Below are 24,837 nucleotides of genomic sequence, written 5' to 3'. Positions count from 1 at the left end.
ACGTGGTAGATGCCGGGCGCGTGGACGCGAAGTGCGTCGCCGTCGGGCGTGAGCGACACCGTGACGGAGCGCTCGTCGCGCGGGTTGCGGGCGCGCTCGACGAGCCCCTGCTTCTCCATTCGCTTGACCAGTGGCGTGATCGTGCCGTAGTCGGACTGCAGGCGCGCGACGAGATCGCCGACGGTGAGGTCGCCGTACTCCCACAGCATCGCCAGGACGAGGTACTGCGGGTACGTCACTCCGAGCGGCTCGAGCAGCGGTCGGTAGACCGCCGTCACGGCGCGGTAGGCGGCGTGCAGGTTGAAGCACACCATGTCGGCCAGGGGCACGGCGGGAGGGGCTTCGGTCTCGGCATCCGTCACATCCCCAACGGTATCAGGAAGTCACGAGTGCGCTATTCACTAGCCTGCTAGGTATTTCGTGCGCGCGTTCGTGGATCGCGACCACCTCGGCGAGCTTCACGGGGTTCATCATCCACATGACCTGGCTGACGGCGTTCGCCTGGATCGTCACCGTGAGCACGGCGAAGATGCGATCGGCGCGTCGGAGCAGCGCGGCGGCGAGGCCGTTCACCTGGATCACCTCGATCGAGACATCCCCCCAGAACCACCGCGAGACCCCGAGGAGGAATCGCACCAGCTTCTCCCTGCCGAGGATCGGGCGGCGCGCGGTGCGGCGCATCACGCCACCACCGTCGGTGTAGCTCACGGCGTCTTCCGCGAGGAGGACTTCGAGCGACTCGGCGTCTCCGCTGCGGGCGGCGCGCAGGAACGCTTCGAAGAACCGGCGATGAGCGGATGCCGCGACCGCCCGCCCGCCGCCGGCCGCGAGGTGCTTGCGTGCGCGGCTCACGAGCTGCCGCGCGGCGACCTCGGTCGTCTCGACGATCTCGGCGATGCGGGCGTACGGGTAGTCGAACGCTTCGCGCAGCACGTACGCCGCCCGCTCGGTGGGTCCGAGTCGCTCCATGAGCAGGAGTGTCGCGAGGCGGAGTGCTTCGCCGCGTTCGGCGCCCAGGGTCGGGTCGTTGGCGGTGTCGACGGGACTGGGCAGCCACGGCCCGATGTAGGTCTCCCGTCGCACGCGGGCGCTGTGGAGGACGTTGATCGCGATCCGGGTCGCGGTCGTGGCCAGGAATGCGTCGGGCTCGCGCACGGCGGCGCGATCGCACTGCTGCCAGCGCAACCACGTCTCCTGCACGACATCCTCCGCGTCGGCGGCGCTGCCGAGCATGCGATATGCGATGCCGAAGAGTCGACCTCGTGCGTGCTCGAACAGCTCCAGGGCATCGGCGTCGATCTGGGCGACGCCCCCCGGTCCGGTGTTCATGTGAGGAGGTTACATCGTGTGCTAGCTAATAGAAAGAGGGGAAATAGTATTCGAGTTGACCTGCCACTCGTGGAAGCGCGTCGCGGCGATGCGCGCGTCGGGATCCGGCAGCAGGTCGTCGGGTCCGAGCCACGCGCCGAAGTACGTCCCGAGGGCGTCGGCGACCACCTCGCGTTCGTCGCGCCGGAACCGCAGCTCCCGCGTGGCGAGGTCCGCGAGATCGAAGATCTCCGGGCCGCCGTACTCGACCGTGCTGTTCACGGGCGACGCGAGCGCGACCTCCACGACGGCGGCCGCGACGTCGTCGGCGGCCATCGGCTGGATGCGCGTGTCGGCGAGCCGGATGATGCCCCCTCGGCTCGCGTTGTCGATGATGTTGCGGATGAACTCGAAGAACTGCGTCGCGTGCACGAGTGAGTACGGCCGTCCGGACTCCACGATGAGCCTCTCCTGCGCGTCCTTCGCCTGGAAATAGCCACCCTCGGCCCGGGCGAGTCGATCCGTGCCGACGACCGAGAGGGCGACGTGGTGGCCGACTCCCGCGGCAGCGCCGTAGGTGAGCAGGTTGAGCGTCGACGCGTAGAAGAACTCCCGCGCGGCGGCCTCGTCGGTGTACGACGAGTTGGACACGTCGACGACGACGTCGGCGCCGTCGAGCGCCTCCTCGAGGCCTTCGCCCGTGTACGAGTTCACGCCCGTCGCGCGCGCCGCAGAGACGACCTCCGCTCCGCTTCCACGCAGCTGCGTGACGACTCGCGACCCGATGAGGCCGGTCCCTCCGATGACGGTGATCTTCATGGTCTGCTCCTTGCTCGGTCCGGTCCGGTGGCAGGGAGCGCCATCGGCTCATGCAGGGCTGACAAGGCGGCGGCCCGATTCGTGACCGCGACGCGCCGCGAGGGCCGACATCGGCCGAATCCGTCACAGGCGGAGCATCCGTGCGGTCGTCTCTGTCAAACGCCGGACCGCAACGAGCTCCACCCCACGGAAGGAATCGACATGCCCGAACACACCCTCGAACCGGAGGCCCGCGCGTTCGCCGACGCGGCCGCGCAGCCGCCGACGCTCGTCGAGCGCGGCGTCGACGGCGCCCGCGCGCTGCTCGACGAGGTCCAGTCAGCTCCCGTCGACAAGCCCGACGTCGACGAGGAGTGGATCACGGTGTCCGCCGCGGTCGGCGACGTGCCCGTCCGCATCGTCAAGCCCGTCGGCTCGACGGGACCCCTGCCGGTCGTGCTCTACGTGCACGGTGGCGGCTGGGTGCTCGGCAACGCCGGCACGCACGACCGCCTCGTGCGAGAGCTCGCGGTGGGAGCCGACGCCGCCGTCGTGTTCGTCGAGTACACGAGGTCGCCGGAGGCGCGGCATCCGGTCGCCATCGAACAGGCGTACGCGACCGCCCGCTGGATCATGGCCGACGGCGAGGCGAAGGGGCTCGACGCGTCACGGCTCGCGATCGCCGGCGACTCGGTCGGCGGCAACATGGCTGCCGTCGTCGCGCTCCTCGCGAAGAAGCGCGGCGATGTCTCGTTCGTGCACCAGTCGCTCTACTACCCGGTGACGGATGCGGCGATGGACACCGCGAGCTACCGCGAGTACGCGGAGGGGTACCACCTGAGGGCCGACGCGATGGCGTGGTTCTGGGACAACTACCTGCCGGATGCCGCGTCTCGCCGCGACCAGACGGCGTCGCCCCTGCGGGCCCCGATCGACGAGCTCACCGGGCTGCCCGAGACGCTGCTCATCGTCGACGAGAACGACGTGCTGCGCGACGAGGGCGAGCAGTACGGCCGCCACCTCATCGAGGCGGGCGTCCGCACGACGCTTGTGCGCTACGACGGCACGATCCACGACTTCATGATGCTCAACCCGCTGCGCTCGTCGGCGGCCACCACCGCAGCCATCGAGCAGGCGATCCACGTCCTCCGCAAGGCGTTCGCACGCGTGATCGTCCCGGCGTGACCCGACTCATCCCATCCCCATCACACAGAGAGAAGAGAACCATGTCCGACAACAAGCCCACCATCGTGCTCGTCCACGGCGCCTTCGCCGAGTCGGCGTCGTGGAACGGCGTCATCGAGCGCCTCCAGGCCAAGGGCGTGCGCGCGGTCGCGGTCGCCAACCCGCTGCGCAGCCTCTCGGGCGACGCGCAGTACGTGCGCGACGTCATCGCCTCGATCGAGGGGCCCGTCGTGCTCGTCGGCCACTCGTACGGCGGCCTCGTCATCACCGAGGCGTCGTCCGGCAACGAGCAGGTGGTCGCGCTCGTGTACGTCTCGGCGTTCGCGCCCGACACCGGCGAGAGCGCCTTCACGCTGTCGACGAGCGCCCCGGGCAGCACGCTCGGCGACGCGGTCGCCGCGTACCCGACCGCCGACGCCGGCCCGGAGCTCGTCATCCGGCCCGAGCTGTTCCACGCGCAGTTCTGCGCCGACGTACCGGAGTCCGTCGCGGCGCTCATGGCCGCGACCCAGCGCCCGGCCACGCAGGCCGCGCTGTCGGAGGGGCTGCCGAGCGAGCCCGGGTGGAAGCGCATCCCCTCGTGGCACGTGTTCGGAGACCAGGACCGCAACATCCCGGTCGCGGTGTTCCGCGTGGGCGCGGAGCGCGCCGGATCGCAGGGGACCACGGAGATCGCGGGCGCGTCGCACGCGTTGAGCGTCTCGCAGCCGGACGCCGTCGTCGCGACGATCGCCGCCGCGGGTCGCGCGTACGTCGAGAGCATCTCGGCGAGCGCGGCGTAGCCACAGGCCAGGCGGTGCCTCGGGGTACGGTCCGGTCCCCGGGGCGCCGCCCTCCACACCGGAGGACTCCTCATGACCCTCTTGACCGCGCCGACGCGGACGGTGTCGGCAGGCGAGCTGTCCATCGCCTACCTCGACGAGGGCGATCCGCACGCGGAGCCCGTCGTGCTGCTGCACGGCTTCCCCTACGACGTGCATTCCTACGACGATGTCGTGCCGCTCCTCGTCGAAGCGGGCTTCCGCGTGCTCGTGCCGTCCCTGCGAGGGCACGGCGCCACGCGGTTCCTCCACGCCGAGACGCCGCGGTCGGGGCAGCAGGCGGCGCTCGGCGCCGATCTCCTCGCGTTCCTCGACGCGCTCGCGCTCGAGCAGCCCGTGCTCGCCGGGTACGACTGGGGCGGCCGAGCGGCGTGCGTCGTCGCGGCGCTGTGGCCCGAGCGGGTCTCGGGTCTGGTGTCGGTCAACGGATACCTCATCCAGGACATCGCCGCCTCGACGACGCCGCTCGCACCCGAGCTCGAAGCGGGCTTCTGGTACTTCTGGTACTTCGCGACCGAGCGGGGTCGCGCCGGGCTCGCACGCGATCCACGCGGTGTCGCCGAGGTCATCTGGCGGCGCAACTCGCCTCACTGGGCCTTCTCGGCCGCAGACCTCGACCGTGCGACCGAGGCGTTCGCCAACCCCGACTACGTGGACGTCGTGATCCACTCGTACCGGCATCGCCTCGGGCTCGCGGCCGGCGCATCCGCCTTCGCCGACCTCGAGCGGCGGCTGGCGGTGCTCCCGTCGATCCCCGTGCCGACGATCACGCTCGACGGAACGGCGGACGGCAACTTCCCCGCGACCGACGGCTCGCAGCACGACCGCTTCTTCACAGGGCCGCGCGAGCACCGGCAGGTCGACGGTGCGGGCCACCACCTTCCGGCGGAGGCGCCGCACGCGTTCGCCGAGGCCGTGTTCGACGTCGCCGAGCCGCCGGGCGACGGAGCCGGGACGCCGTGAAGCCTGCCGCCTTCCTTCTGGCGACTCGCCACGAAGTGCGGGCGGATGCGGCGCTTCCTGGCGGATCGCCACGAAGCGCTCACCTCGCAGGCGGCCTCCCTTTCGGGCGATTCGCCAAGAGGTGCTGGCGGATGCTGCGCTTCCTGGCGGATCGCCACGAAGCGACCCCGGGCGAGTCGGCCCTCGCGCGCCCATAATCGACGGATGACCGACGTCCTCAACCGGGTGGGCCTGCGGCGCATGGTCGCACGCGATCCCTCCGCCGCCCACCGCGTCGCGACGCCGCTCGAGCTGCTCTTCGACCTCGTCTTCGTGGTCGCGGTGTCGCAGGCGTCGCAGAACCTCCACCACCTCATCAGCGACGGGCACATCGGACAGGGCGTCGTCGCCTACCTCATGGTGTTCTTCGCCGTGTGGTGGGCATGGATGAACTACACGTGGTTCTCGTCCGCCTTCGACTCCGACGACTGGCTGTACCGCGTGATGACGGTCGTCCAGATGGCGGGGGTCCTCGTGCTCGCCGCCGGCATCCACGCGGCGATGGTCGACTTCGACTACACCATCGTCACGTCGGGCTACGTCATCATGCGGCTCGCCCTCGTCGCGCAGTGGGTGCGGGCCGCGGCATCCGACCCCGCCTCCCGCGCGACCGCGCTGCGCTACGCCGTCGGCGTCGGGGCCGTGCAGCTGCTGTGGCTCGGCCGCCTGCTGATCGCCGACGCGACCCTCGCGTTCTGGTCGTTCTTCCCGCTCGTCGTGCTCGAACTCCTCATCCCGGTGTGGGCCGAGCAGCGCGGCCGCACGAGCTGGCACCGGCACCACATCGCGGAGCGATTCGGCCTGTTCACCCTGCTGCTTCTCGGCGAGAGCCTTCTCGCGTCGGCGAACGCGATCTTCGACGCGCTGCGCGATGGCGACCACGTCGGCGAGCTCATCGGTCTCGCGATCTCAGGGATCGTCGTGACCGCCGGCATCTGGTGGGTGTACTTCGCGCGCGAGGCGCACGGGCGACTGAACACGCTCCGCGACGGGTTCGCGTTCGGCTATTTCCACTTCGTGATCTTCGCCGCGGTCGGCGCGGTCTCGTCGGGCGTGGAGGTCGAGATCGACCACATCGTCGGCCGGTCCGAGGTGTCGGCGGCCGTCGCCGGCCTCGCGCTCACGCTGCCGGTCGCGATCTTCCTCGTGAGCGTGTGGGCGCTCCTACTGCGACCCGTGATCGCGGCATGGGCGTCGGGGGCGGTGCTGGTCGGAGCCGTGGCGGTGGCGCTGTCGGGGCTCCTCGAGTACGGCGAGTACGTCGTCGGAGCGGCGCTCATCGCGGCGGTGGTCGTCGTGCTCGAGATCGATCGACTGCGGATGCTGCGACGGGGGTGACCCGGGAGGCGAGGTAGGCCGCCGGTCTCAGCGCACCGCGCGGGCGAGGTTCGCGCGCAGCTCGTCCGCCGTCTGGGGCACGACGTACGCGGGCTGGTCGCGCTCGACGCGCCAGCTCTCCTCGAGCGGGCCGATGACGACGGTGTCGAAGCCGAGCTCGTCGTAGATCTTCGTCACGAGCGCGATCGCGTCGTCGAAGTCGCTCGCAGTCGGCAGCGCGCGACGGTTCGCGGTGCCGGCGGGCGACCCCGCCGTGAGGATCTCGGTCGAGCGGATCGAGTTGAACGCCTTGGCGACCTTCGCGCCGCGCAGGTGCCGCTGCAGGAGTCCGCTCGTGGTCGCCTTCTTCTGGTCGAGCTCGGCGATGCGGCCGTCGCGCTCCCAGTAGTAGTTGTTCGTGTCGAGCACGATTTTGCCCGCGAGAGGCTCGGCGGGGATGTCGCGGTACGCCTTCAGCGGGACCGTCACGATCGCCCAGTCGGCGGCGGTCGCCGCATCCGTCGCGGTTCCCGCCCGCGCTCGCGGGCCGAGCTCGGTCACGAGGCTCGCGAGGGTCTCGGGACCGCGCGAGTTCGCGATCACGACGTCGTAGCCGCGCCCGACGAGCCCGCGGGCGAGGGTCGATCCGATGTGTCCTGCTCCGATGATTCCGACGGTCGTCATGCCCATGACAATCGACGGCCGGGCGCACGCATTCCCGGATCGCGGCTCACGGGGCCTCGGGCGCGGCGGTCGAGTGCCGCACGATGAGGTGCGTCGGGATGGGCGTCGCCTCCGTCGTCGTGTCGGGCTCCTCGGCCGCGAGGAGCACCTTCTGCATCATGAGCTCGCCGAGCGCCGCGAAGTCCTGGCGCACGGTGGTGAGCGGTGGATACAGGTATCCCGCCTCGGGGATGTCGTCGAAGCCGACGACGCTCACATCCTCGGGAACGCGCAGACCGCGCTCGCGGAGCGCCGACAGCACGCCGATCGCCATCTGGTCGTTCGCCACGAAGATCGCGGTGCCGGGTCCGACGTCCCACGCGGATGCGAGGCGGTGCCCGCTCGCGGCGGACCAGTCGCCATACGCCGGCTCGGTGAGCTCAAGCCGGTGGGCGGCGAGCTCGTCGCTCCAGCCACGCGCGCGTTCGATGGCATCCGGCGCGGTCGCAGGACCCGCGAGGTGCAGGATGCGCGTGTGTCCGAGCTCGGCGAGGTGGCGCACCGCCGCGCGCGCGCCGCGGTATTGGTCGATCGACACGATGAGCGGGCTCCGGCGCGCGGTCGACGCGCACGCGACGACGGGGATGCTGAGGTCGAGCGACCGCACGAGCTCGAGCACGGCGACATGGACGACCACGAGAACGATCGCATCGACGCGCTGCCGCAGGAGTCCTTCGATCGCCGAGCGCCACGCCTTCGGGTCGTCGGGTGGTGCGCTCACCGTGTCGACGCTGTAGCGGGACTCGCGCGCGGCGTAGTTGAAGTTCAGCGCGACCGACGTCGGGCCGTAGTCGGAGATGCCCGGCGTCACGAGGCCGATCGTGCGCGTGCGCCGCGTGACGAGCGCGCGCGCGGCCGGCGACGGACTGTACCGCAGCTGCGCGATGGCCTGCTCCACGCGTGCACGAGTGGCGGGGCGCACGTTCGGCAGGTCGTTGATGACGCGCGACACCGTCTGGTGCGAGACGCCCGCGAGCCGGGCCACGTCGAAGATGTTGGCGGCCCGCGTCGAGCCGTCTTCGGAGGTCGTGCGCGTGTCAGCCATCGATCTCCTCGGGCCGGGCCACGAGGGCGAGGAGCGAGTCGACGGTGAGCATGCTGGAGGGGAGGGTGTCGACGATCCGGCCGTCGCGCAGGATCGTCACGCGGTTGCCCACGCGCAGCACCTCTTCGAGCTCGGCCGAGATGAACATGACCGAGAGCCCGTTGTCGGCGAGCTCTCCGACGAGGTTCTGCACTTCGACCTTGGCGCCGACGTCGATCCCGCGCGTCGGCTCGTCGAGCACGAGCACTCGCGGCGACAGGGCGAGCAACCGCGCGAGGAGGAGCTTCTGCTGGTTGCCGCCCGACAGGGTTCCTGCCGGGCGGTCGAGATCGGGCGGGCGTATGTCGAGCGCCTCGACCCAGCTCATCGCGAGCTCGCGGCGGCGGTCGGGCCGGATGCGGCGGAACACGCCCTCCTCGGCCTGCAGCGCGAGCGTGATGTTGTCGAGCACGCTGAGGTCGGCGATGATCCCCTCGGTGCGGCGATTCTCGGACGAGTAGACGACGCCGAGGTTGATCGCCCGTTGCGGATGCATTCCGTGCTGCTCCCGCCCGGCGATGCGGATGATCCCCGCGCTCACGCGGTCGGCGCCTGTGATCGCTCGTGCGAGCTCGGTGCGGCCCGAGCCGAGGAGGCCGGCGACCCCGAGGACTTCGCCCTCGATCATGTCGACGTCGGCGTCGCGGATGCCGTTGCCCACGGTGACCCCGCGGGCGCTCAGGTAAGGCTCGCGCGGCATCGTCGGGTCGACCTCGGCGCGGGTCTTCGCGTCGAGGGAGGCTGCGGTGCGCCCGAGCATCGCCTGCACGAGCTCGATGCGCAGCAGCTCGTTGGTGAGGTACTCGCCCACGAGGCGTCCGTCGCGCAGGACCGTAACGCGGTCGCACAGCTCGTACACCTGGTCGATGAAATGCGACACGAACAGCACTGCGACGCCGCGCCGCGTGAGGTCGCGCACGACTCGGAACAGCTCTGCGACCTCGTCCACGTCGAGGCTCGACGTCGGCTCGTCGAGGACGAGCACCTTGACGTCGGTCGAGATCGCCCGTGCGATCGCGACGAGCTGCTGCACGGCCAGCGAGTGCGTGCCGAGGAGCGAGGCCGGATCGATGTCGAGCCCGAGGTCGGCGAGCACGGCCCGCGCCTCCGACCGCATCGTGCGCCAGTCGATCACGCCGAGGCGCCGCGGCTCGCGACCGAGCGCGATGTTCTCGGCGACCGACACGTTCGGGAGCAGGTCGATCTCCTGGTAGACCGTGCTGATGCCGGCCCGCTGCGCGTCCTGCGGCGAAGAGAAGTGCACGTGCTCGCCGTCGAGCGTCAGCGCCCCCTCATCGAGGGGGAGCGCACCGGTGATCGCCTTGATGAGCGTCGACTTGCCGGCGCCGTTCTCGCCCATGAGCGAGTGCACCTCTCCCGGGAACAGACGGAAGTCGACCGCGTCGATCGCCGTGTCGGCCCCGAACCGCACGGTGGCGCCCGTCAGCTCGAGCAGCGGGCGCCTTTCCTCCATTCCGCCATTATCCCGTCGGTCGTGCGCCGTCCAGGTGGCGCGCGGGGCTGTCATCTGCCGCGTCGCTGCGACCTCGCGACGATGAGCCGCTGTACGACGATGAACACGAGCAGGAGCGCGCCGATGATGATCTGCATCCAGGACTGCTCGGCGCCCATGAACGAGATGAGCTTCTTGATCGTGCCGTACACGAGCACCCCGATGAGCGATCCGAGCACGTAGCCCGTGCCGCCCGTGAGGAGCGTGCCCCCGATGACGACCGCCGCGATCGCGTCCAACTCGGTGCCGATGCCGTTGCGCGGATACCCCGCCCCCGAGTACGCGGTCAGCAGCAGACCCGCGAGTCCGCCGCACACGCCGCTGATGACGTACACGAGGACCTTCGTGCGCGCGACGTCGAGACCCATGAGCCGCGCGGACTGCTCGCTCCCGCCGATCGCGTAGACCGTGCGTCCGAACCTCGTCCAGTGCATGACGAAGAACGCGATCGCCACGACGAGCAGCGCGATGATGCCGGTGGGTGTGATGTACCACCCGCCCACCGACCACCGCGTGCGCTGCAGCCACAGGATCGCCGGGTCCTCGACGCGGATCGACGAGAGGCTCACCACGAACGCGAGCCCGCGCGCGAGGAACAGTCCCGCGAGCGACGCGATGAACGGCTGCACGTTGAAGTACTGCACGAGCACGCCGATCAGCAGCCCGATGAGGGCGCCGCCGACGAGCATGATCGGGACCACGAGGAAGGCGGGGAGGCCCTGTGCGAGAAGGCTCGCGCACAGGATGCCGGTGAACGCCATGACGGATCCGACCGACAGGTCGATGCCGCCCGTGATGATGACGAGCGTGAGGCCCACCGCGAGCACGATGAGGTACGCGTTGTCGAGCAGCAGCGCCGACAGGTTGCCGGGCGAGAGGAAGTTCGCGAACCGCACGCGCGCGCCGATGAGCAGCGCGATGAGGATCACGACGGCCGAGAGCGTCGGCATGAGCGACGCGCGGCGGCGCAGGAAGGTCGAGTACCGCGACGCGAACGTCTCGGCCGGCTTGGGTCGGGTGTCGATCGCGGTCATGAGGCCACCTTCGCCTTGTCGATCGAGGAATCGGATGCCGCGCCTCGCGCCCTCGCCCGGAAGGCGCTTCGCGCCCACGCGTGCAGCCGCGGCGACTGCACGATGACGACGACGATCACGACGATCGCGAAGAACACGGGGCTCTGCGCCGACGGGACGCCGAGGAAGAGGATCGTGGACTCGAGTGTCTGGATCGTGAGGACGCCGACGACGGTGCCGGCGATCGTGAACTTGCCGCCCATGAGCGATGTGCCGCCGAGGACGACCGCGAGGATCGCGTAGAGCTCGATGAACAGGCCGGTCGCGTTCGCGTCGGCCGCGCGGATGTTCGCGCTGTAGATGATCCCCGCGATGCCGGCGAGCAGTCCCGTGACCGCGTACGCCGTGAACACGATGCCCCGCGCACGCACGCCGGCGAGGCGGCTCGCCTCGGGGTTGATGCCGACGGCCTCGGTGAGCACGCCCAGGGCGGTGCGCCGCTCGAACAGGGCGATCACGATGATCGCGGTGAGTGAGATGAGGAACGCGACGGGCAGCCCGATGAGGTAGCCGGTCGCGATGAACGAGTACGGCGGGCTGTTGACGGTCGTGATGAACCCGTCTGTGATGAGCAGCGCGACGCCGCGACCGGCGAGCATCAGGACGAGCGTCGCGATGATCGGCTGTATTCCGACGACCGAGACGAGCAGGCCGTTCCACATGCCGAGCGCGAGCGAGACACCGAGCGCGGCGAGCACGGCGACGGCGACCGTGCCGACGCCGGTCGGATCGGACGAGGCGTCGATGATCGTGAGCGCCACCGCTCCCGACACGGCCATGACCGCGCCGACGGACAGGTCGATGCCCCTCGTGGCGATCACGATCGTCATGCCGAGCGCGACGAGCATGAGCGGTGCGCTGTTGCGCAGGATGTCGATGAGCGCCCCGTACAGCTGGCCGTTGCGCACCGTGATGCCGATGAACTGCGGCCGCGCGATCGTGTTGATCGCGATCAGCACGAGCAGGGCGACGATGGGCCAGAACAGGCGATGACGGATGACTCTTCTCATGCCGCGGTCTCGCTCCCGTTGTGTGCGATGACCTCGATGAGCCCGTCGAGGTCGATCTCGCTCGAATCGAGGTCGCCGATCTTCCGGCGATCCCGCATCACGACGACCCGCTGGGCGAGCCGGAGCACCTCTTCGAGCTCCGACGAGATGAAGATGACGCTGAGCCCCTTCGCGCTCAGCTCGGCGACCTTGCGCTGGATGTCGGCCTTCGCACCGACGTCGATCCCGCGCGTCGGCTCGTCGAGCACGAGCAGCTCGGGCGCCGTCGCGAGCCAGCGCGCGAGCAGCACCTTCTGCTGGTTGCCGCCGGAGAGGTTCCCCGCGAGCATCGTCGGGTCGGCCGGTCGCACGCCGAGCGCCTGGATGAGCTCGGCGACGATCGCATCCGCCTCACCCTTTCGCACGCGACGGACGGCACCCCGCTTCGCCTGCACGCCCAGCACGATGTTCTCCGCGACGGTGAGGTCGGGGATGATCCCTTCCGCGCGGCGGTCCTCCGAGGAGAACGCGATGCGGTGATCGATCGCGTGTCGCGGCGTGTGGATGCGCGCGGGCTTGCCGTTCACCTGGATCTCGCCCGCATCCGCGCGATCGGCGCCGTAGAGGAGTCGCACGAGCTCGGTGCGCCCGGACCCGAGAAGCCCCGCGATGCCGACGACCTCGCCTTCGTAGGCGTCGATGTCGACCGGCTCGAGCGTGCCGCGGCGGCCGATGCCCGTCGCCCGGAGCACCGGGGTCCGCGCGCGGTCGATGTCGCGATCGGCGACCGACGACAGCGCCGCCAGCTCGTCGAGTTCGCGGCCGATCATCTTCGACACGAGCTGCGCCCGCGTGAGCTCCGAGGCCGCGTACTCGCCGACGAGCCGCCCGTTGCGGAGCACGGTGATGCGGTCGGAGATCTCGAACACCTGGTCGAGGAAGTGGCTCACGAACAGGATCGCGACGCCCTTCCCGCGCAGATCGCGGATGACCGCGAAGAGGCGCTCGACCTCACCGCGGTCGAGGCTCGAGGTGGGCTCGTCGAGCACGAGCACCTTCGCGTCGAGGACGATCGCGCGACTGATCGCGACGAGCTGCTGGATGGCGATCGAATGCGTCGACAGCTGCGAGCGCGTGTCGAGCTGCAGTCCGAGGCTCTCGAGGTGCGCGGCCGCCTCGCTGTGGGTCGCCTTCCAGTCGATGCCGCCCGCGCTGCGAGGTTCGTGGCCCAGCATGATGTTCTCGCCGACCGAGAGGTTCGGGCAGAGGTTGACCTCTTGATAGACGGTGGAGATGCCGGCCCGCTGCGCGTCGGCCGTCGTCGCGAAGACGCTGCGGCGCCCCGCGACGGTGATCTCACCGGCGTCGATGGGGTAGACGCCGGTCAGCGCCTTGATGAGCGTCGACTTGCCCGCGCCGTTCTCGCCCATGAGCGAGTGGACCTCGCCGGGGCGCAGCGCGAAGTCCACACCGTCGAGCGCGAGCACACCGGGAAAGCGAATGGTGATGCCGGTCATCTCGACGACCGGAGGGACTTCGACGTCCGCTGGCATGTGTCGTGGCCTTTCCGCCCTCATTGTGGACACACGGCCGGGGGAGTGCTCGGATGACCCCCGGCCGCGTGTCGCGTCGTGCTCGTTCGGATCAGTAGGCGCGCGAGTCGATGACCTCGGCGGCCTGCTCCTGCGTGAAGCTCTGGTCCTCGACGTAGTACGCCTTGTCGACGCCCTCGCCGTTGAGCACCTTCTTCACGAGCTCGGCGGCCTGCTCGCCCAGCAGCGGGTTGCACTCGACGATGAAGTTGATCTTGCCGTCGACGAGCGCCTGCATGCCGTCGTGGACCGCGTCGATCGAGATGATCGCGATGTCCTCGCCGGGCACGCCGCCCGCGGCCTCGATCGCCTCGATCGCGCCGAGCGCCATGTCGTCGTTGTGCGCGTAGAGCAGGTCGATGCCGTCGATCCCGTACTTCTGGATGAAGCCCTCCATGACGGTCTTGCCGCCGTCACGGGTGAACTCGCCCGTCTGGGAGTCGATCTTCTCGATCTGGGTGCCCTCGATGGCCGCGTCGAACCCTTCGGCGCGGTCGTTGGCGGGCGCGGAGCCCGTCGTGCCCTCGAGCACGACCATCTTGGTGGGGGTGTCGCCGAAGTTCTCGGCAGCCCATTCACCGGCGATCTCGCCCTCGCGCTTGAAGTCGAGACCGACCCACGTGGCGTACAGGTCGTCCGAGGCGGTGACCGTGCGGTCCTCGAGGATGACGGGGATGCCGGCATCCGCCGCCTCCTGCAGCACGTCGTCCCAGCCGTCTTCGACGATCGGCGCGATCACGATCGCGTCGACGCCCTGGTTGATGAAGTCGCGCACGGCCGCGATCTGCGCGGCGGGGTCGTTGTCGGCCGCGTTGAAGACGAGATCGAACCCGTTCTCCTGCGAGAAGGCCGCCTTCATGGACTCGGTGTTGGCCGAGCGCCAGCCCGACTCGGAGCCCGTCTGGGCGAAGCCGACCGTGATCGTCTCGTCGCCGGCGGCGTCGCCGGAGCCGGTGTCGCCACCGGATGAGCTGGCGCAGCCGGTGGCTGCGATCGCGAGGGCGCCGAGGATCGCGACGGCGCCGAGGAACTTCTTCTTCACTTCCAAAACCTCCTCGTCTTGGTCCGGCACCGGTGCCGGATCGTGGTGCGGGCGCTGACGCTTGGGTTGCGGCCCGTGCGCCAAATGTTAGCCCTCACATTTCCGGTTCCGGCAATGTGTGAGCGATAACATTTCCGTAACAGACTGTCGTCCCGGGTGTCGAAGCACGTCCTCGCCGTGAACGATCTCACGACATGAGGTCGGTTGCAGAGCGCTCGTCAGTCGCCCGGCCGACCTGTTATCGGTAACATCAGCCTTACAACGATGTAACGCGTGGAGGAGCGCATGTCCCCGGAGAACCACCTGGGCCCGAGCACGACGGTCGAGACGGATGCGGTAGCGCGCACGCGCGCCGATGTCGCCCGGCTCCACTCCGAGCTCGTGCGGTACGGCCTGGTCGTCTGGACGGGCGGCAACGTGTCGGGTCGCGTGCCCGGGGCGGACCTGTTCGTCATCAAGCCCTCCGGCGTCTCGTACGACGAGCTCGCTCCCGAGAACATGATCCTGTGCGACCTCGACGGCAACGTGGTCCCCGGCTCGCAGGGCGGCGAGCGCAGCCCGTCGAGCGACACCGCCGCGCATGCATACGTCTATCGGCATATGCCCGAGGTCGGCGGAGTCGTCCACACGCACTCGACGTTCGCGACGGCGTGGGCGGCCCGCGGCGAGGAGATCCCGTGCGTGCTCACCGCGATGGCCGACGAGTTCGGCGGGCCCATCCCGGTCGGCCCCCTGGCCGTCATCGGCGACGACTCGATCGGCCGCGGCATCGTCGAGACGCTCACCGGACACCGCTCGCGCGCCGTGCTCATGCAGAACCACGGCCCCTTCACGATCGGGGTCACCGCGAAAGACGCGGTGAAGGCCGCCGTCATGGTGGAGGACGTCGCCCGCACCGTCCACTACGCACGTGAGGCGGGGCCCGTCATCCCGCTGCCTCCCGACATCATCGACCGGCTCTACGACCGGTACCAGAACGTGTACGGCCAGAAGGAGGACGATCGCCGATGACCGGGACGGACGAGTCGACGGATGCCGCGAACCGCGCGATCCGCGAAGGCCGCACGTCGCTCGGCATCGAGCTCGGGTCGACACGCATCAAGGCGTGCCTCGTCGGCGACGACCCGTCGCACGTGCTCGCCGTGGGCAGTCACGAATGGGAGAACGAGCTCGTCGACGGGCTGTGGACCTACTCGCTCGACGCCGTCTGGTCGGGACTGCGCGCGGCGTACGCCGACCTGGTCGCGGACGTGCGGCGCCGGTACGACGTCGTTCCGCAGACGTACGGTGCGATCGGCGTGTCGGCGATGATGCACGGCTATCTCGCGTTCGACGCCGACGGCGAGCTGCTCGTGCCTTTCCGCACGTGGCGCAACACCAACACGGGCGCGGCCGCCGAGGCGCTGACCGACCTGTTCGGCGTGAACATCCCGCTGCGGTGGTCGATCGCGCACCTGTATCAGGCGGTGCTCGACGAGGAGGCGCACGTCCCCCGCATCCGGTTCCTCACGACCCTCGCGGGATACGTGCACTGGAAACTCACGGGCGAGCGGGTGCTCGGGATCGGAGACGCGTCGGGGATGCTGCCGATCGACTCCGAGACTGCCGATTACGACGAGGTCATGGTCGCGCAGTTCGACGCGCTCGCATCGGCGAGCGCGCTCGCCGCGCCGCTGCGCGAGCTGCTGCCGCGCGTGCTGACCGCGGGCGAGTCCGCGGGCGAGCTCACGGCCGATGGCGCCGCGCTGCTCGATCCGACGGGCGCATTGCGCGCCGGCGTCCGGTTCTGCGCGCCCGAAGGGGATGCCGGGACGGGGATGGTCGCGACCAACGCCGTCGCGCCGCGCACCGGCAACGTGAGCGCGGGAACGAGCATCTTCGCGATGGTGGTGCTCGAGCGGCCGCTCGAGCGCGTCCACCACGAGCTCGACGTCGTGACGACGCCCGCCGGCGACCCCGTCGCGATGGTGCACTGCAACAACGGGGCGAGCGAGCTCGCCGCGTGGGCCCGCGTGTTCGGGCGCTTCGCCGCCGCGGCGGGGCATGAGCTCGGCGACGACGACGTGTTCGAGGTGCTGTTCCGGGAGGCGCTCGAGGGCGACGCGGACGCGGGCGGCGTGCTCGCGTACAACCAGGTCGCCGGCGAGCCGGTCGTCGGCCTCGCCGAGGGGCGCCCGCTCGTCGTGCGCACCCCCGACAGCCGGCTCACCCTTGCGAATCTCATGCGCGCGCACCTGTACGGCGTGTTCGGCACGCTCGCACTCGGCATGCGCGTGCTCGAATCCGAGGGTGTCGGGCTCGACCGCATGCTCGCGCACGGCGGCGTCTTCCGCACGGCCGGCGTCGCCCAGCGGTTCCTCGCCGCGGCGCTGGACGCGCCCGTCGCCCTCGCGCCGTCCGCGTCGGAGGGCGGGGCCTGGGGGATGGCGGTGCTCGCGGCGTACACGCGGTGCGTGCGTGAGGGGTCGGGTGAGGCATCCGGTCTCGCGTCGTTCCTCGAGGAACGCGTGTTCGCGGACGCGACCTTCGACACCGCAGACCCCGATCCGGCAGACGTCGCCGGATTCGCGGCCTACCTCGACGCGTACCGCGCGGGGCTCGACGTCGAGGCGGCCGCCGCCCGCGCCCTGCCACCCACCGGACGCTGAAGCTCGATTCGAAAGGACACCACGGATGACGCTCTCCACCTCGCTCGACGGGTACGAAGTCTGGTTCGCGACCGGCAGCCAGACCCTCTACGGAGAGGAGACGCTGCGTCAGGTCGCCGACCAGTCGCGGAGCGTCGCGGAGGGCCTCGCGGGACTTCCCGTGAAGGTCGTGTGGAAGCCGGTCCTGACCGATCCTGACGGCATCCGTCGCCTCGCCCTCGACGCGAACGCGCGCGACGACGTCATCGGCGTGATCGCGTGGATGCACACCTTCAGCCCCGCGAAGATGTGGATCGCCGGGCTCGACGCGCTGCAGAAGCCGCTGCTGCACCTGCACACGCAGGCGAACGTGGAGCTGCCGTGGGCCGACATCGACTTCGACTTCATGAACCTCAACCAGGCTGCGCACGGCGACCGGGAGTTCGCCTACATCCAGACGCGTCTCGGCGTCGCGCGCAAGACGGTCGTCGGGCACGTCTCGAACCCCGATGTGCTGCGGCAGGTCGAGGACTGGCAGCGCGCGGCCGCGGGATGGGCCGCCGCCCGATCCCTCAAGCTCGCGAGGTTCGGCGACAACATGCGCTACGTCGCGGTCACCGAGGGCGACAAGACAGAGGCCGAGCTGCGGTTCGGCGTGCAGGTGAACACGTGGGGAGTCAACGAGCTCGCCGACGCGGTCGCGCAGGCGACGGATGCCGAGGTCGGCGCCCTCGTCGAGGAGTACGTCGATTCGTACGACGTCGTGCCGGAGCTCCTTCCCGGCGGTGAGCGTCACGAGTCGCTGCGCGACGGTGCGGCGATCGAGGTCGGCCTGCGTTCGTTCCTCGAGGGCGGCGGGTTCGGCGCCTTCACGACCTCGTTCGAGGACCTCGGCGCCCTCAAGCAGCTCCCGGGCCTCGCCGTGCAGCGGCTCATGGCCGAGGGCTACGGCTTCGGCGCGGAGGGCGACTGGAAGACCGCGATCCTCGTGCGGATCGCGAGCGTCATGGGCGCGCGGCTGCCGGGCGGCGCGTCGCTCATGGAGGACTACACGTACGATCTCGCCGCGGGCGACGAGAAGATCCTCGGCGCGCACATGCTCGAGGTGTCGCCGTCGCTCACCACGCAGAAGCCGCGGCTCGAGATCCACCCGCTCGGGATCGGCGGCAAGGAGGATCCGGTCCGCCTCGTGTTCACCGCCGACCCGGGGCCAGCGCTCGTGGTCGCGATGAGCGACATGCGCGACCGCTTCCGTCTGGTCGCGAACGTCGTCGAGAACGTCGAGGCGCCCGACCTGCCGAAGCTCCCCGTCGGACGCGCGGTGTGGAAGCCCGCCCCCGACTTCGCGACGTCGGCCGCATGCTGGCTCGCGGCGGGCGCCGCGCACCACACCGTCATGACGACGGCCGTGGGGATCGACGTGTTCCGCGACTTCGCCGACATCGCGAAGACCGAGCTCCTCGTGATCGACGACTCGACGACCGTCCGCGGGTTCCAGCAGGAGCTGCGCTGGAACCAGGCGTACTACCGCCTCGCGCAGGGCTTCTGACCCGAGGGGCGCGTCACGCGTCTCGGCGCGCGCCGTCGGACGGGGTGACGCTGAAGCACCGTGGTGCCGAGAAACCGGATGCCGCGAACGCCTCGGTCACGGCATCCGTCACGTCCTTCGTGCTCTCGCTCGGCACGACGGCGATCGCGGCTCCGCCGAAGCCCCCGCCCGTCATGCGCGCACCGATCGCGCCCGCGGCGACGGCGGTCTCGACCGCCGTGTCGAGCTCGGGAATCGAGATCTCGAAGTCGTCGCGCATCGAGGCATGGCTTGCGAGGAGGAGGTCGCCGATCGTGCCCGGGCCATGAGCGCGGAGCGCCTCCACGGTGTCGAGCACACGTCGGTTCTCGGTCACGACGTGGCGCACGCGCCGGAAGGAGGCGTCGTCGAGGAGCTCGGCGGCGCGCGCGAGGTCGTCGACGGACAGGTCGCGCAACGCCGTCACGCCCATCACCGCGGCCCCGTGCTCGCAGGCCTCCCGGCGCTCGCGATAGCCGCCCGTCGCGTGCGAGTGGGTCACCCCGGTGTCGATGACGAGCGTGCCGAGGCCTTGCTCGCGGAAGCCGAGGTCGATCACCTCGGACTCGAGCGAGCGGCAGTCGAGGAACACCGCGGCATCGGCGCGACCGAGCATCGCCGCCAGCTGGTCCATGATGCCGGTGGGCGCTCCGACGGCTTCGTTCTCGGCGAGGCGGCCCGCCCGTGCGAGCGCGATCCGGTCGAGGTCGAGCTCCCACAGCTCGTCGAGCGCCGCCGCCACGGCGCACTCGATCGCGGCCGACGACGAGAGGCCCGACCCGACCGGCACGTCCGACGCGATCGCGACGTCGACGCCCGGCAGATCAGCATCGCGCTCGGGCAGCAGAGCCGAGGCAACGCCCAACGGGTAGCGCGCCCACTCCGGCACCGCCTCGCGGCGGTCGGGGAACACGAGGTCGAGCTCGTCGAGCCGCACCTCGACCGTCTCGGCTTCGAGCGTCGAGGCGACGCGGATGCGGCGCTCCGCGCTGCGCGTCGCGGCGGCGTAGGTGCGGCGATCGATCGCGAACGGCAGCACGAAGCCGTCGTTGTAGTCGGTGTGCTCGCCGATGAGGTTCACGCGTCCGGGTGCGGACCACAGCCCGGCGGGCTCGCCGCCGATCGTCGCCGCGAACAGATCGCGCGCGTCGCGCGCCGCCGGCCCGAGAATCACAGGATCACTCCTTCGACTGCTTCGCGCAGGCGTCCGGCGGCCTCTTCGGGCGCGACCTCGGCGGTCCACGCCCACATCGCCGCCTCCGAGCCGGCGAGGTGCTTGAGCTTGTCGGCGGCGCGGCGGGGGCTCGTCAACTCGAGCCGCAGGCGCACGACATCGCGACCCACGTGCACGGGAGCCTGGTGCCACGCCGCGATGTACGGCGTCGGCGTGTCGTAGAGGGCGTCGACACCGCGCAGCAGGCGCAGGTAGAGGGGCGCGAGCTCGTCGCGCTCAGCATCCGTCAGCTCGGCGAAGTCGGCGACATGCCGGTGCGGCAGGACGTGCACCTCGAGCGGCCAGTGCGCCGCGAACGGAACGAACGCGGTCCAGTGCTCGCCCCGCACGATCACGCGCTCCGACGCCTGCTCGAACGCGAGCACGCGTGCGAAAAGGTCGCGACCGGCGCGCGCGATGCTCTCGAGCAGACGCGACGTGCGAGGGGTGACGTACGGGTACGCGTAGATCTGTCCGTGCGGATGCGGCAGCGTCACCCCGATCGCCTCGCCGCGGTTCTCGAACTGGAACACCTGCTCGACGCCGGGCAACGTCGACAGCGCCGCCGTACGGTCCGCCCACGCCTCGATCACGGTGCGCGCGCGGGTGACCGTCTGCGTCCCGAACGATCCCTCGTGCTCGGGGCTGAAGCACACCACCTCGCAGCGCCCGACCGACGTGCGCGTGCGCCCGAGGCCGACCTCGGCGAGATCGTCGAGACCCGTGGGCGGGTCGGCCGCGGGCGGAGTCCCGTCGACGATCTCGCGCAGCGCGGGACCGAAGGCGGGCGAGCGGTTCTCGAACACCGCGACGTCGTACCTCGAAGGCACCTCGGACGGGTTGCCGGGCGACTGCGGTGCGAGCGGGTCGGCGTCGGCGCCCGGGAGCAGCACCCGGTTCTGGCGCGCTGCGGCGACCGTGATCCAGTCGCCCGTGAGCACGTCGAGGCGCATCGTCGCGGTCTCGGGCCGAGCCTCGAGCATGCGCGCATCGACGGCCCGCTCGGGGCCGAGGGTCGTCCCGGGATCGTCGTAGTAGAGGAGCTCCCGCCCGTCCGCGAGGCGTGCCGACCGGCGCACGACGCCGGCGCCGAGCGTCACCGGCGCGTCGGTCGGGGCATGCTGCCTGGCGGTGTCCACGTCGCCACGGTAGCCCGAGAACGAGGCGAAGGTCGCGGCCGCGGCACGTGTAGCCCGCCGTGCCCCCGGAGTCAACCCCCGCGGGATATCTCCCGGTGTGGGCGACGATCGGTTCAGAAGGAGAGGTGGTCTCGAGTGGACAGGCTGATGGTGCCGCACGAAGAACGCCGCTCGGACGCCTCGGACGGCGACGAGAGCGCCGAACAGACGATCGTCCTCGATGACGGAGGCCTCCTCGATGAGGCCGACCTCTTCGAAGAGGCTGCTCTCCGCGACTGGATGGAGCGCTACAGCGCGACCTGAGCGGGGGACGCATGAACGGCCGGGGGGCCGCTCGGTGCACGACGGCGGATCGCCGCGCACCGAAACGGACCGTGGCCGCGGTCACGATGTTGATCGCGGCCACGGTCCTCTCCGGCTGCGGCATCCGGATCCCCGCCGACCCGGACGGGACGCTCGACCGCATCACCGACGGCACACTCCGGGTGGGCGCCTCGCCCAGCGGGTCGCTCGTCGTCACGACGGACGGGCAGCCGGAGGGCTCGCTCGTCGACCTCGTGGAGGGGTTCGCCGAGGAGCGCGATGCGCGCGTCGAGTGGACGGTCGACAGCGAGGAGGACCTCGTCGACGGACTCGCCGCGGGCGGGCTCGACCTCGCGATCGGCGGGATGACCGACAACACGCCGTGGGCCGACCGTGTGTCGGTCACGCGCGGCTACCCTGACGTGCCCGGTGCGGGAGGGGCATCCGTCGTCATCCTCCTGCCCATGGGAGAGAACGCGCTGCAGGCCGCGCTCGAGGCGTACCTCGACGAGGAGCTCTCGCGGTGAAGAGCGTGAAGAGCATCGGGCGCACCGACCTCCCGCCGCAGCAGCAGCGGGTCCTGCGCTCCGCGATCCGGTGGGAGTGGTTCACGATCGCCTACACGATCGTCACGATCGTGCTCATCGCGCTCGTGCTCGGCGGGTCGCAGGCGATGCGCACGGCGTGGATCGAGGACATCCTGTCGCTGCTGCCGCAGATCTCGTTCCTCGTCGCCCTCCTGTTCATCCGGCGCAGGCCGACGCGGGCGTTCCCGTACGGGCTGCACCGCGCGATGGGGATCGGGCATCTCGTGGCGGGGGTCGCGCTGCTGGCCGTGGGCGGCATCCTCGCGTTCGAGGCGATCTCGCTCCTCGTGCGCGCGGAGCATCCGGCGATCGGGACCGTGCGCGTGTTCGGTCAGACCGTGTGGCTCGGATGGTTCATGGTCGCCGTGATGACGGTGACGGCGATCGGCCCGTTCTTCTACGGCCACGCGAAGTCCAAGCTCGCACCCACGCTGCACAACAAGGTGCTGTACGCCGACGCCGACATGGCGAAGGCGGACTGGACGTCGACCGTCGCCTCGATCGTCGGAGTCCTCGGCGTCGGCATCGGCTGGTGGTGGCTCGACGGCGTCGCCGCGCTGTTCATCTCGCTCGGCATCATGTGGGACGGGTGGCGCAACTCGCGCGGCGCGGTGCTCGACCTCATCGACCAGCGGGCGCGGACCCACGACGACAAGCACGTGCATCCCCTCGCCGGCGAGGTGGTCGAACTGCTCGCCGCTCTCCCGTGGGTCGAGGCGGTGTCGGTTCGCATGCGCGACATGGGCCAGGTGTTCCACATCGAGGCGTTCGTCGTGCCTCGCCGCGGCAGCGTGTCGCTCGCCCGTCTTGAGGACGCGCACGAGCGGATCGTCCGGCTCGACTGGAAGGTGCAGGACGTGCAGGTCATCCCCGTCCGCGAGCTCCCCGAAGAGGCGGAGAGATGACGGTCATGGCGGATGCGGCGCCGCTCCGCGATCCGTCGGAGCGGGCGCCTACGACATCACGACGACCGCGCGGCCGGTGATCTCGCCGCGGGAGAGCGCCTGGTACGCGGCATCCGCGTCGTCGAGGGAGTACCGACGCGTGACGAGATCGACCGTGTCGAACTCGCCGCGACGGGCGAGGTCGACGACGGCGGGGAGGTCCTCGCGCGTTCGCGCGCCGAACGATCCCGTGATCGTGTACCCGCGACGCACGAGCGGCGTGATCTCGACCTCGGCCGCCGCGTTGCCCGCGCCGATGCCGATCGCGACCATGCGACCGCCGTCGGCGAGCGTGCGCACGGCCTGCGCGAACGTCGCCGGGTGCCCGAGTGCCTCGAACGCGACGTCGACGCCGCGGCCGTGCGTGAGCTCGCGGACGGCGGTGGCCGCATCCGTCTCTCTCGAGTTCACGACGTGCGTCGCGCCCAGACTGCGCGCGGCTTCGAGCTTCTCGTCCGACACGTCGATCGCGATGATCGGATCGGCGCCCGCGGCGCGGGCGACCTGCACCACGCCGCTGCCGACTCCGCCGACCGCGACCACGGCGACGGATTCGCCACGCTCGACGTGTCCCGCGCGGTGCACCGCGCCGTAGGCGGTGAAGGCGGCGCATCCGAGCACGGCGGACGTCACGGGGTCGAGCCCGTCGGGTAGGCGCGTGAGCGCCGACAGCGGCACGACCGCATACTCGGCGAGCCCGCCCATCGAGTACATCGCGAGGAACGAGCCGTCCGGCAGGGACAGGCGACTGTCGCCGTCGTACAGCGTCCCGCGCAGGCGGTTGTGGCCGAAGAAGCTCGCGCACAGGTCGTCGCGCCCGCGGCGGCACGCGTCGCACTCGGTGCACGGCATGATGAACGCGCCGACCACCTCGTCGCCGACCTCGAGCGCGGCATCCGTCGTTCCGTCGCCGACCTCGACGATCGTGCCGCTGATCTCGTGTCCGAGCACCGCCGGACGGGGGAACGCGACCTCGCTCTTGATGACGTGCAAGTCGGTGTGGCACACGCCGCACGCGCGGACCTTCACGAGCGCCTCGCCGCGCCGCGGCCGCGGCACCGGGATCTCGATCACCTCGAGCGCGGGCCGGTCGTCGCGGAGGACGGCGGCCTTCATCGTCTCGGGAAGCGTGGGCGAGGCGGGCTCGGTCATCGGCGACTCCTCTGTCGGACGGTCCTCATGGCGGTGCTGTGGCGCGTGCGTTCCAGGATCGAGGCGGCCCCGGCGCCCGGCAACAGCGCGTGTCGCTCGGTGAAAAGCGCTCGCGGAGTCGTGACGGCGTCAGCGGGGACCGGGGCGCACCGTCACGTCGCTGATGACGGCGTCGCGCGGCAGGTCGAGCACGGTCAGCACGGTCGTCGCGACGGAGTCGGGGTCGATGAAGGCGCTCGGGTCGTACTCGCGCCCTTCCTGCTCGTGCACGCGCTCCTGCATGGGTGTCGAGGTGCGGCCGGGATAGACGGTCGTGACGCGGATGCCGTACGGCGCCTCCTCGCCGCGCACCGCATCCGCGAGAGCCTTCAGACCGTGCTTCGACGCGCCGTATGCCGCCCACTCCGGATGCGCGGAGAGCCCCGCGCCCGAGTTCACGAAGACGATCTGTCCGCGCGCTGCCCGCAGACCGGGGAGCAGGAGGCGGGTGAGCTCGGCGGGGGCGATGAGGTTCACCGTGAGCTGGTCCGTCCACGATTCGACCGACAGTTCGGCGACGGTTCCGAGGTCGACGATGCCCGCCGCGTGCACGACCGAGTCGATGCGATCCGGCAGATCCGCGGCTGTGATCGCGTCGGCGAGGGAGTCCGGATGCCGCAGTTCTGCCGCGATCGTCGCGGCGCCGTCGAACCTCGCGGCGAGCTGCGCGGCGCGGTCGGCGTCGCGCGCGACGAGGATGAGACGGTCGCCGCGGTCGGCGAGGCGGCGCGCGACGGCCTCGCCGATCCCCGAGCCGGCACCGGTGAGCACGTGGGTTCGAGTCATCCCGTCATCCTCTCTCATGTCGCCGTGTTGCAT

At 70.6% G+C, this 24,837-nt stretch carries 24 protein-coding genes; 10 read left to right on the top strand and 14 right to left on the bottom strand.

The annotated features are described in order from the left end of the window. The 3 genes from VFF97_RS15835 to VFF97_RS15825 all read right to left on the bottom strand — a co-directional run. Positions 1-362 (bottom strand): MarR family transcriptional regulator (locus tag VFF97_RS15835; protein WP_325034465.1); only part of this gene is annotated, 362 nt, incomplete at its 3' end. 13 nt (positions 363-375) lie between these two features. Beyond that, entirely contained in the window at positions 376-1,329 is a 954-nt protein-coding gene (locus VFF97_RS15830; protein ID WP_325034464.1) for an RNA polymerase sigma-70 factor, read from the bottom strand. 21 nt (positions 1,330-1,350) lie between these two features. Continuing rightward, positions 1,351-2,127: an SDR family oxidoreductase gene (locus VFF97_RS15825; protein ID WP_325034463.1), complete on the bottom strand. Its 777-nt coding sequence runs from the start codon at positions 2,125-2,127 to the stop codon at positions 1,351-1,353. Between the two features lie 201 nt (positions 2,128-2,328). Here VFF97_RS15825 and VFF97_RS15820 point away from each other — a divergent pair, with 201 nt between their 5' ends. The 4 genes from VFF97_RS15820 to VFF97_RS15805 all read left to right on the top strand — a co-directional run bounded on the left by VFF97_RS15820 (position 2,329) and on the right by VFF97_RS15805 (position 6,452). Continuing rightward, positions 2,329-3,291: an alpha/beta hydrolase gene (locus VFF97_RS15820; protein ID WP_325034462.1), complete on the top strand. Its 963-nt coding sequence runs from the start codon at positions 2,329-2,331 to the stop codon at positions 3,289-3,291. 41 nt (positions 3,292-3,332) lie between these two features. Further along, positions 3,333-4,073, top strand: a complete 741-nt coding sequence (locus tag VFF97_RS15815; protein ID WP_325034461.1) for an alpha/beta hydrolase — start codon at positions 3,333-3,335, stop codon at positions 4,071-4,073. A 72-nt stretch (positions 4,074-4,145) separates the two neighbouring features. Next, positions 4,146-5,075, top strand: a complete 930-nt coding sequence (locus tag VFF97_RS15810) for an alpha/beta hydrolase (RefSeq protein ID WP_325034460.1) — start codon at positions 4,146-4,148, stop codon at positions 5,073-5,075. Between the two features lie 204 nt (positions 5,076-5,279). Beyond that, positions 5,280-6,452: a low temperature requirement protein A gene (locus VFF97_RS15805; RefSeq protein WP_325034459.1), complete on the top strand. Its 1,173-nt coding sequence runs from the start codon at positions 5,280-5,282 to the stop codon at positions 6,450-6,452. A 27-nt stretch (positions 6,453-6,479) separates the two neighbouring features. Here VFF97_RS15805 and VFF97_RS15800 read toward each other — a convergent pair whose 3' ends face one another. The 7 genes from VFF97_RS15800 to VFF97_RS15770 form a co-directional block, all read right to left on the bottom strand. Next, a complete protein-coding gene (locus VFF97_RS15800) occupies positions 6,480-7,115 on the bottom strand; it encodes an NADPH-dependent F420 reductase (RefSeq protein ID WP_325034458.1) in 636 nt (211 codons plus the stop codon). A gap of 46 nt (positions 7,116-7,161) precedes the next feature. Further along, positions 7,162-8,199, bottom strand: a complete 1,038-nt coding sequence (locus tag VFF97_RS15795) for a LacI family DNA-binding transcriptional regulator (protein WP_325034457.1) — start codon at positions 8,197-8,199, stop codon at positions 7,162-7,164. Continuing rightward, the gene (locus VFF97_RS15790; RefSeq protein ID WP_325034456.1) at positions 8,192-9,712 is read right to left on the bottom strand and encodes a sugar ABC transporter ATP-binding protein; all 1,521 of its coding nucleotides are present in this window, start codon (positions 9,710-9,712) and stop codon (positions 8,192-8,194) included. Before VFF97_RS15790 ends, VFF97_RS15795 begins: the two co-directional genes overlap by 8 nt. Positions 9,713-9,762: 50 nt before the next feature. Continuing rightward, positions 9,763-10,785 (bottom strand): ABC transporter permease subunit, encoded by a 1,023-nt coding sequence (locus tag VFF97_RS15785; RefSeq protein ID WP_325034455.1) that lies wholly within the window; start codon positions 10,783-10,785, stop codon positions 9,763-9,765. Then, the gene (locus VFF97_RS15780) at positions 10,782-11,834 is read right to left on the bottom strand and encodes an ABC transporter permease (RefSeq protein ID WP_325034454.1); all 1,053 of its coding nucleotides are present in this window, start codon (positions 11,832-11,834) and stop codon (positions 10,782-10,784) included. The genes VFF97_RS15785 and VFF97_RS15780 overlap by 4 nt, the downstream gene beginning before the upstream one ends. Continuing rightward, entirely contained in the window at positions 11,831-13,366 is a 1,536-nt protein-coding gene (locus tag VFF97_RS15775; protein ID WP_325034453.1) for a sugar ABC transporter ATP-binding protein, read from the bottom strand. The genes VFF97_RS15780 and VFF97_RS15775 overlap by 4 nt, the downstream gene beginning before the upstream one ends. Positions 13,367-13,457: 91 nt before the next feature. Further along, on the bottom strand, positions 13,458-14,447 hold the full coding sequence (locus VFF97_RS15770) for an ABC transporter substrate-binding protein (RefSeq protein WP_325034452.1): 990 nt from the start codon (positions 14,445-14,447) through the stop codon (positions 13,458-13,460). A gap of 285 nt (positions 14,448-14,732) precedes the next feature. Between VFF97_RS15770 and VFF97_RS15765 the strand changes: the two genes are divergently transcribed. Genes VFF97_RS15765 through araA form a run of 3 tightly spaced genes read left to right on the top strand, consistent with a single transcriptional unit; the run spans position 14,733 to position 18,623 of the window. Continuing rightward, complete coding sequence (locus tag VFF97_RS15765) at positions 14,733-15,458, top strand: L-ribulose-5-phosphate 4-epimerase (protein WP_325034451.1); 726 nt, start codon at positions 14,733-14,735, stop codon at positions 15,456-15,458. Continuing rightward, positions 15,455-17,095, top strand: a complete 1,641-nt coding sequence (locus tag VFF97_RS15760; RefSeq protein ID WP_325034450.1) for a xylulokinase — start codon at positions 15,455-15,457, stop codon at positions 17,093-17,095. Before VFF97_RS15765 ends, VFF97_RS15760 begins: the two co-directional genes overlap by 4 nt. A 25-nt stretch (positions 17,096-17,120) precedes the next feature. Beyond that, a complete protein-coding gene (gene araA / locus VFF97_RS15755; RefSeq protein WP_325034449.1) occupies positions 17,121-18,623 on the top strand; it encodes an L-arabinose isomerase in 1,503 nt (500 codons plus the stop codon). 13 nt (positions 18,624-18,636) lie between these two features. Here araA and galK read toward each other — a convergent pair whose 3' ends face one another. Continuing rightward, a complete protein-coding gene (gene galK, locus VFF97_RS15750; RefSeq protein WP_414684278.1) occupies positions 18,637-19,815 on the bottom strand; it encodes a galactokinase in 1,179 nt (392 codons plus the stop codon). Beyond that, entirely contained in the window at positions 19,812-20,993 is a 1,182-nt protein-coding gene (galT, locus tag VFF97_RS15745; RefSeq protein ID WP_325034448.1) for a galactose-1-phosphate uridylyltransferase, read from the bottom strand. Before galT ends, galK begins: the two co-directional genes overlap by 4 nt. Before the next feature lie 135 nt (positions 20,994-21,128). Between galT and VFF97_RS15740 the strand changes: the two genes are divergently transcribed. The 3 genes from VFF97_RS15740 to VFF97_RS15730 all read left to right on the top strand — a co-directional run bounded on the left by VFF97_RS15740 (position 21,129) and on the right by VFF97_RS15730 (position 22,788). After that, positions 21,129-21,296 (top strand): hypothetical protein, encoded by a 168-nt coding sequence (locus VFF97_RS15740; protein WP_325034447.1) that lies wholly within the window; start codon positions 21,129-21,131, stop codon positions 21,294-21,296. A 71-nt stretch (positions 21,297-21,367) separates the two neighbouring features. Beyond that, entirely contained in the window at positions 21,368-21,823 is a 456-nt protein-coding gene (locus VFF97_RS15735) for a transporter substrate-binding domain-containing protein (protein WP_325034446.1), read from the top strand. 5 nt (positions 21,824-21,828) lie between these two features. Then, on the top strand, positions 21,829-22,788 hold the full coding sequence (locus tag VFF97_RS15730; protein WP_325034466.1) for a cation diffusion facilitator family transporter: 960 nt from the start codon (positions 21,829-21,831) through the stop codon (positions 22,786-22,788). 48 nt (positions 22,789-22,836) lie between these two features. Here VFF97_RS15730 and VFF97_RS15725 read toward each other — a convergent pair whose 3' ends face one another. Together VFF97_RS15725 and VFF97_RS15720 are read right to left on the bottom strand one after the other, a co-directional pair. Beyond that, entirely contained in the window at positions 22,837-23,979 is a 1,143-nt protein-coding gene (locus VFF97_RS15725) for a zinc-binding dehydrogenase (protein ID WP_325034445.1), read from the bottom strand. Positions 23,980-24,108: 129 nt separating this feature from the next. Further along, entirely contained in the window at positions 24,109-24,804 is a 696-nt protein-coding gene (locus VFF97_RS15720) for an SDR family oxidoreductase (protein WP_325034444.1), read from the bottom strand. Between the last annotated feature and the right edge of the window lie 33 nt (positions 24,805-24,837).

Source organism: Microbacterium sp. (genome assembly GCF_035687345.1).
GTDB lineage: Bacteria > Actinomycetota > Actinomycetes > Actinomycetales > Microbacteriaceae > Microbacterium.
The sequence above is the reverse complement of the archived record's forward strand: the minus strand, read 5'-3'. Positions and strand labels throughout refer to the sequence as shown.

Excerpts from the sequence above, each read along its gene's own strand:
- VFF97_RS15830 (WP_325034464.1), bottom strand. The coding sequence starts at position 1,329 with ATGAACACCGGACCGGGGGGCGTCGCCCAGATCGACGCCGATGCCCTG.
- VFF97_RS15825 (WP_325034463.1), bottom strand. The coding sequence starts at position 2,127 with ATGAAGATCACCGTCATCGGAGGGACCGGCCTCATCGGGTCGCGAGTC.
- VFF97_RS15820 (WP_325034462.1), top strand. The coding sequence starts at position 2,329 with ATGCCCGAACACACCCTCGAACCGGAGGCCCGCGCGTTCGCCGACGCG.
- VFF97_RS15815 (WP_325034461.1), top strand. The coding sequence starts at position 3,333 with ATGTCCGACAACAAGCCCACCATCGTGCTCGTCCACGGCGCCTTCGCC.
- VFF97_RS15810 (WP_325034460.1), top strand. The coding sequence starts at position 4,146 with ATGACCCTCTTGACCGCGCCGACGCGGACGGTGTCGGCAGGCGAGCTG.
- VFF97_RS15805 (WP_325034459.1), top strand. The coding sequence starts at position 5,280 with ATGACCGACGTCCTCAACCGGGTGGGCCTGCGGCGCATGGTCGCACGC.
- VFF97_RS15800 (WP_325034458.1), bottom strand. The coding sequence starts at position 7,115 with ATGACGACCGTCGGAATCATCGGAGCAGGACACATCGGATCGACCCTC.
- VFF97_RS15795 (WP_325034457.1), bottom strand. The coding sequence starts at position 8,199 with ATGGCTGACACGCGCACGACCTCCGAAGACGGCTCGACGCGGGCCGCC.
- VFF97_RS15790 (WP_325034456.1), bottom strand. The coding sequence starts at position 9,712 with ATGGAGGAAAGGCGCCCGCTGCTCGAGCTGACGGGCGCCACCGTGCGG.
- VFF97_RS15785 (WP_325034455.1), bottom strand. The coding sequence starts at position 10,785 with ATGACCGCGATCGACACCCGACCCAAGCCGGCCGAGACGTTCGCGTCG.
- VFF97_RS15780 (WP_325034454.1), bottom strand. The coding sequence starts at position 11,834 with ATGAGAAGAGTCATCCGTCATCGCCTGTTCTGGCCCATCGTCGCCCTG.
- VFF97_RS15775 (WP_325034453.1), bottom strand. The coding sequence starts at position 13,366 with ATGCCAGCGGACGTCGAAGTCCCTCCGGTCGTCGAGATGACCGGCATC.
- VFF97_RS15765 (WP_325034451.1), top strand. The coding sequence starts at position 14,733 with ATGTCCCCGGAGAACCACCTGGGCCCGAGCACGACGGTCGAGACGGAT.
- VFF97_RS15760 (WP_325034450.1), top strand. The coding sequence starts at position 15,455 with ATGACCGGGACGGACGAGTCGACGGATGCCGCGAACCGCGCGATCCGC.
- araA (WP_325034449.1), top strand. The coding sequence starts at position 17,121 with ATGACGCTCTCCACCTCGCTCGACGGGTACGAAGTCTGGTTCGCGACC.
- VFF97_RS15725 (WP_325034445.1), bottom strand. The coding sequence starts at position 23,979 with ATGACCGAGCCCGCCTCGCCCACGCTTCCCGAGACGATGAAGGCCGCC.
- VFF97_RS15720 (WP_325034444.1), bottom strand. The coding sequence starts at position 24,804 with ATGACTCGAACCCACGTGCTCACCGGTGCCGGCTCGGGGATCGGCGAG.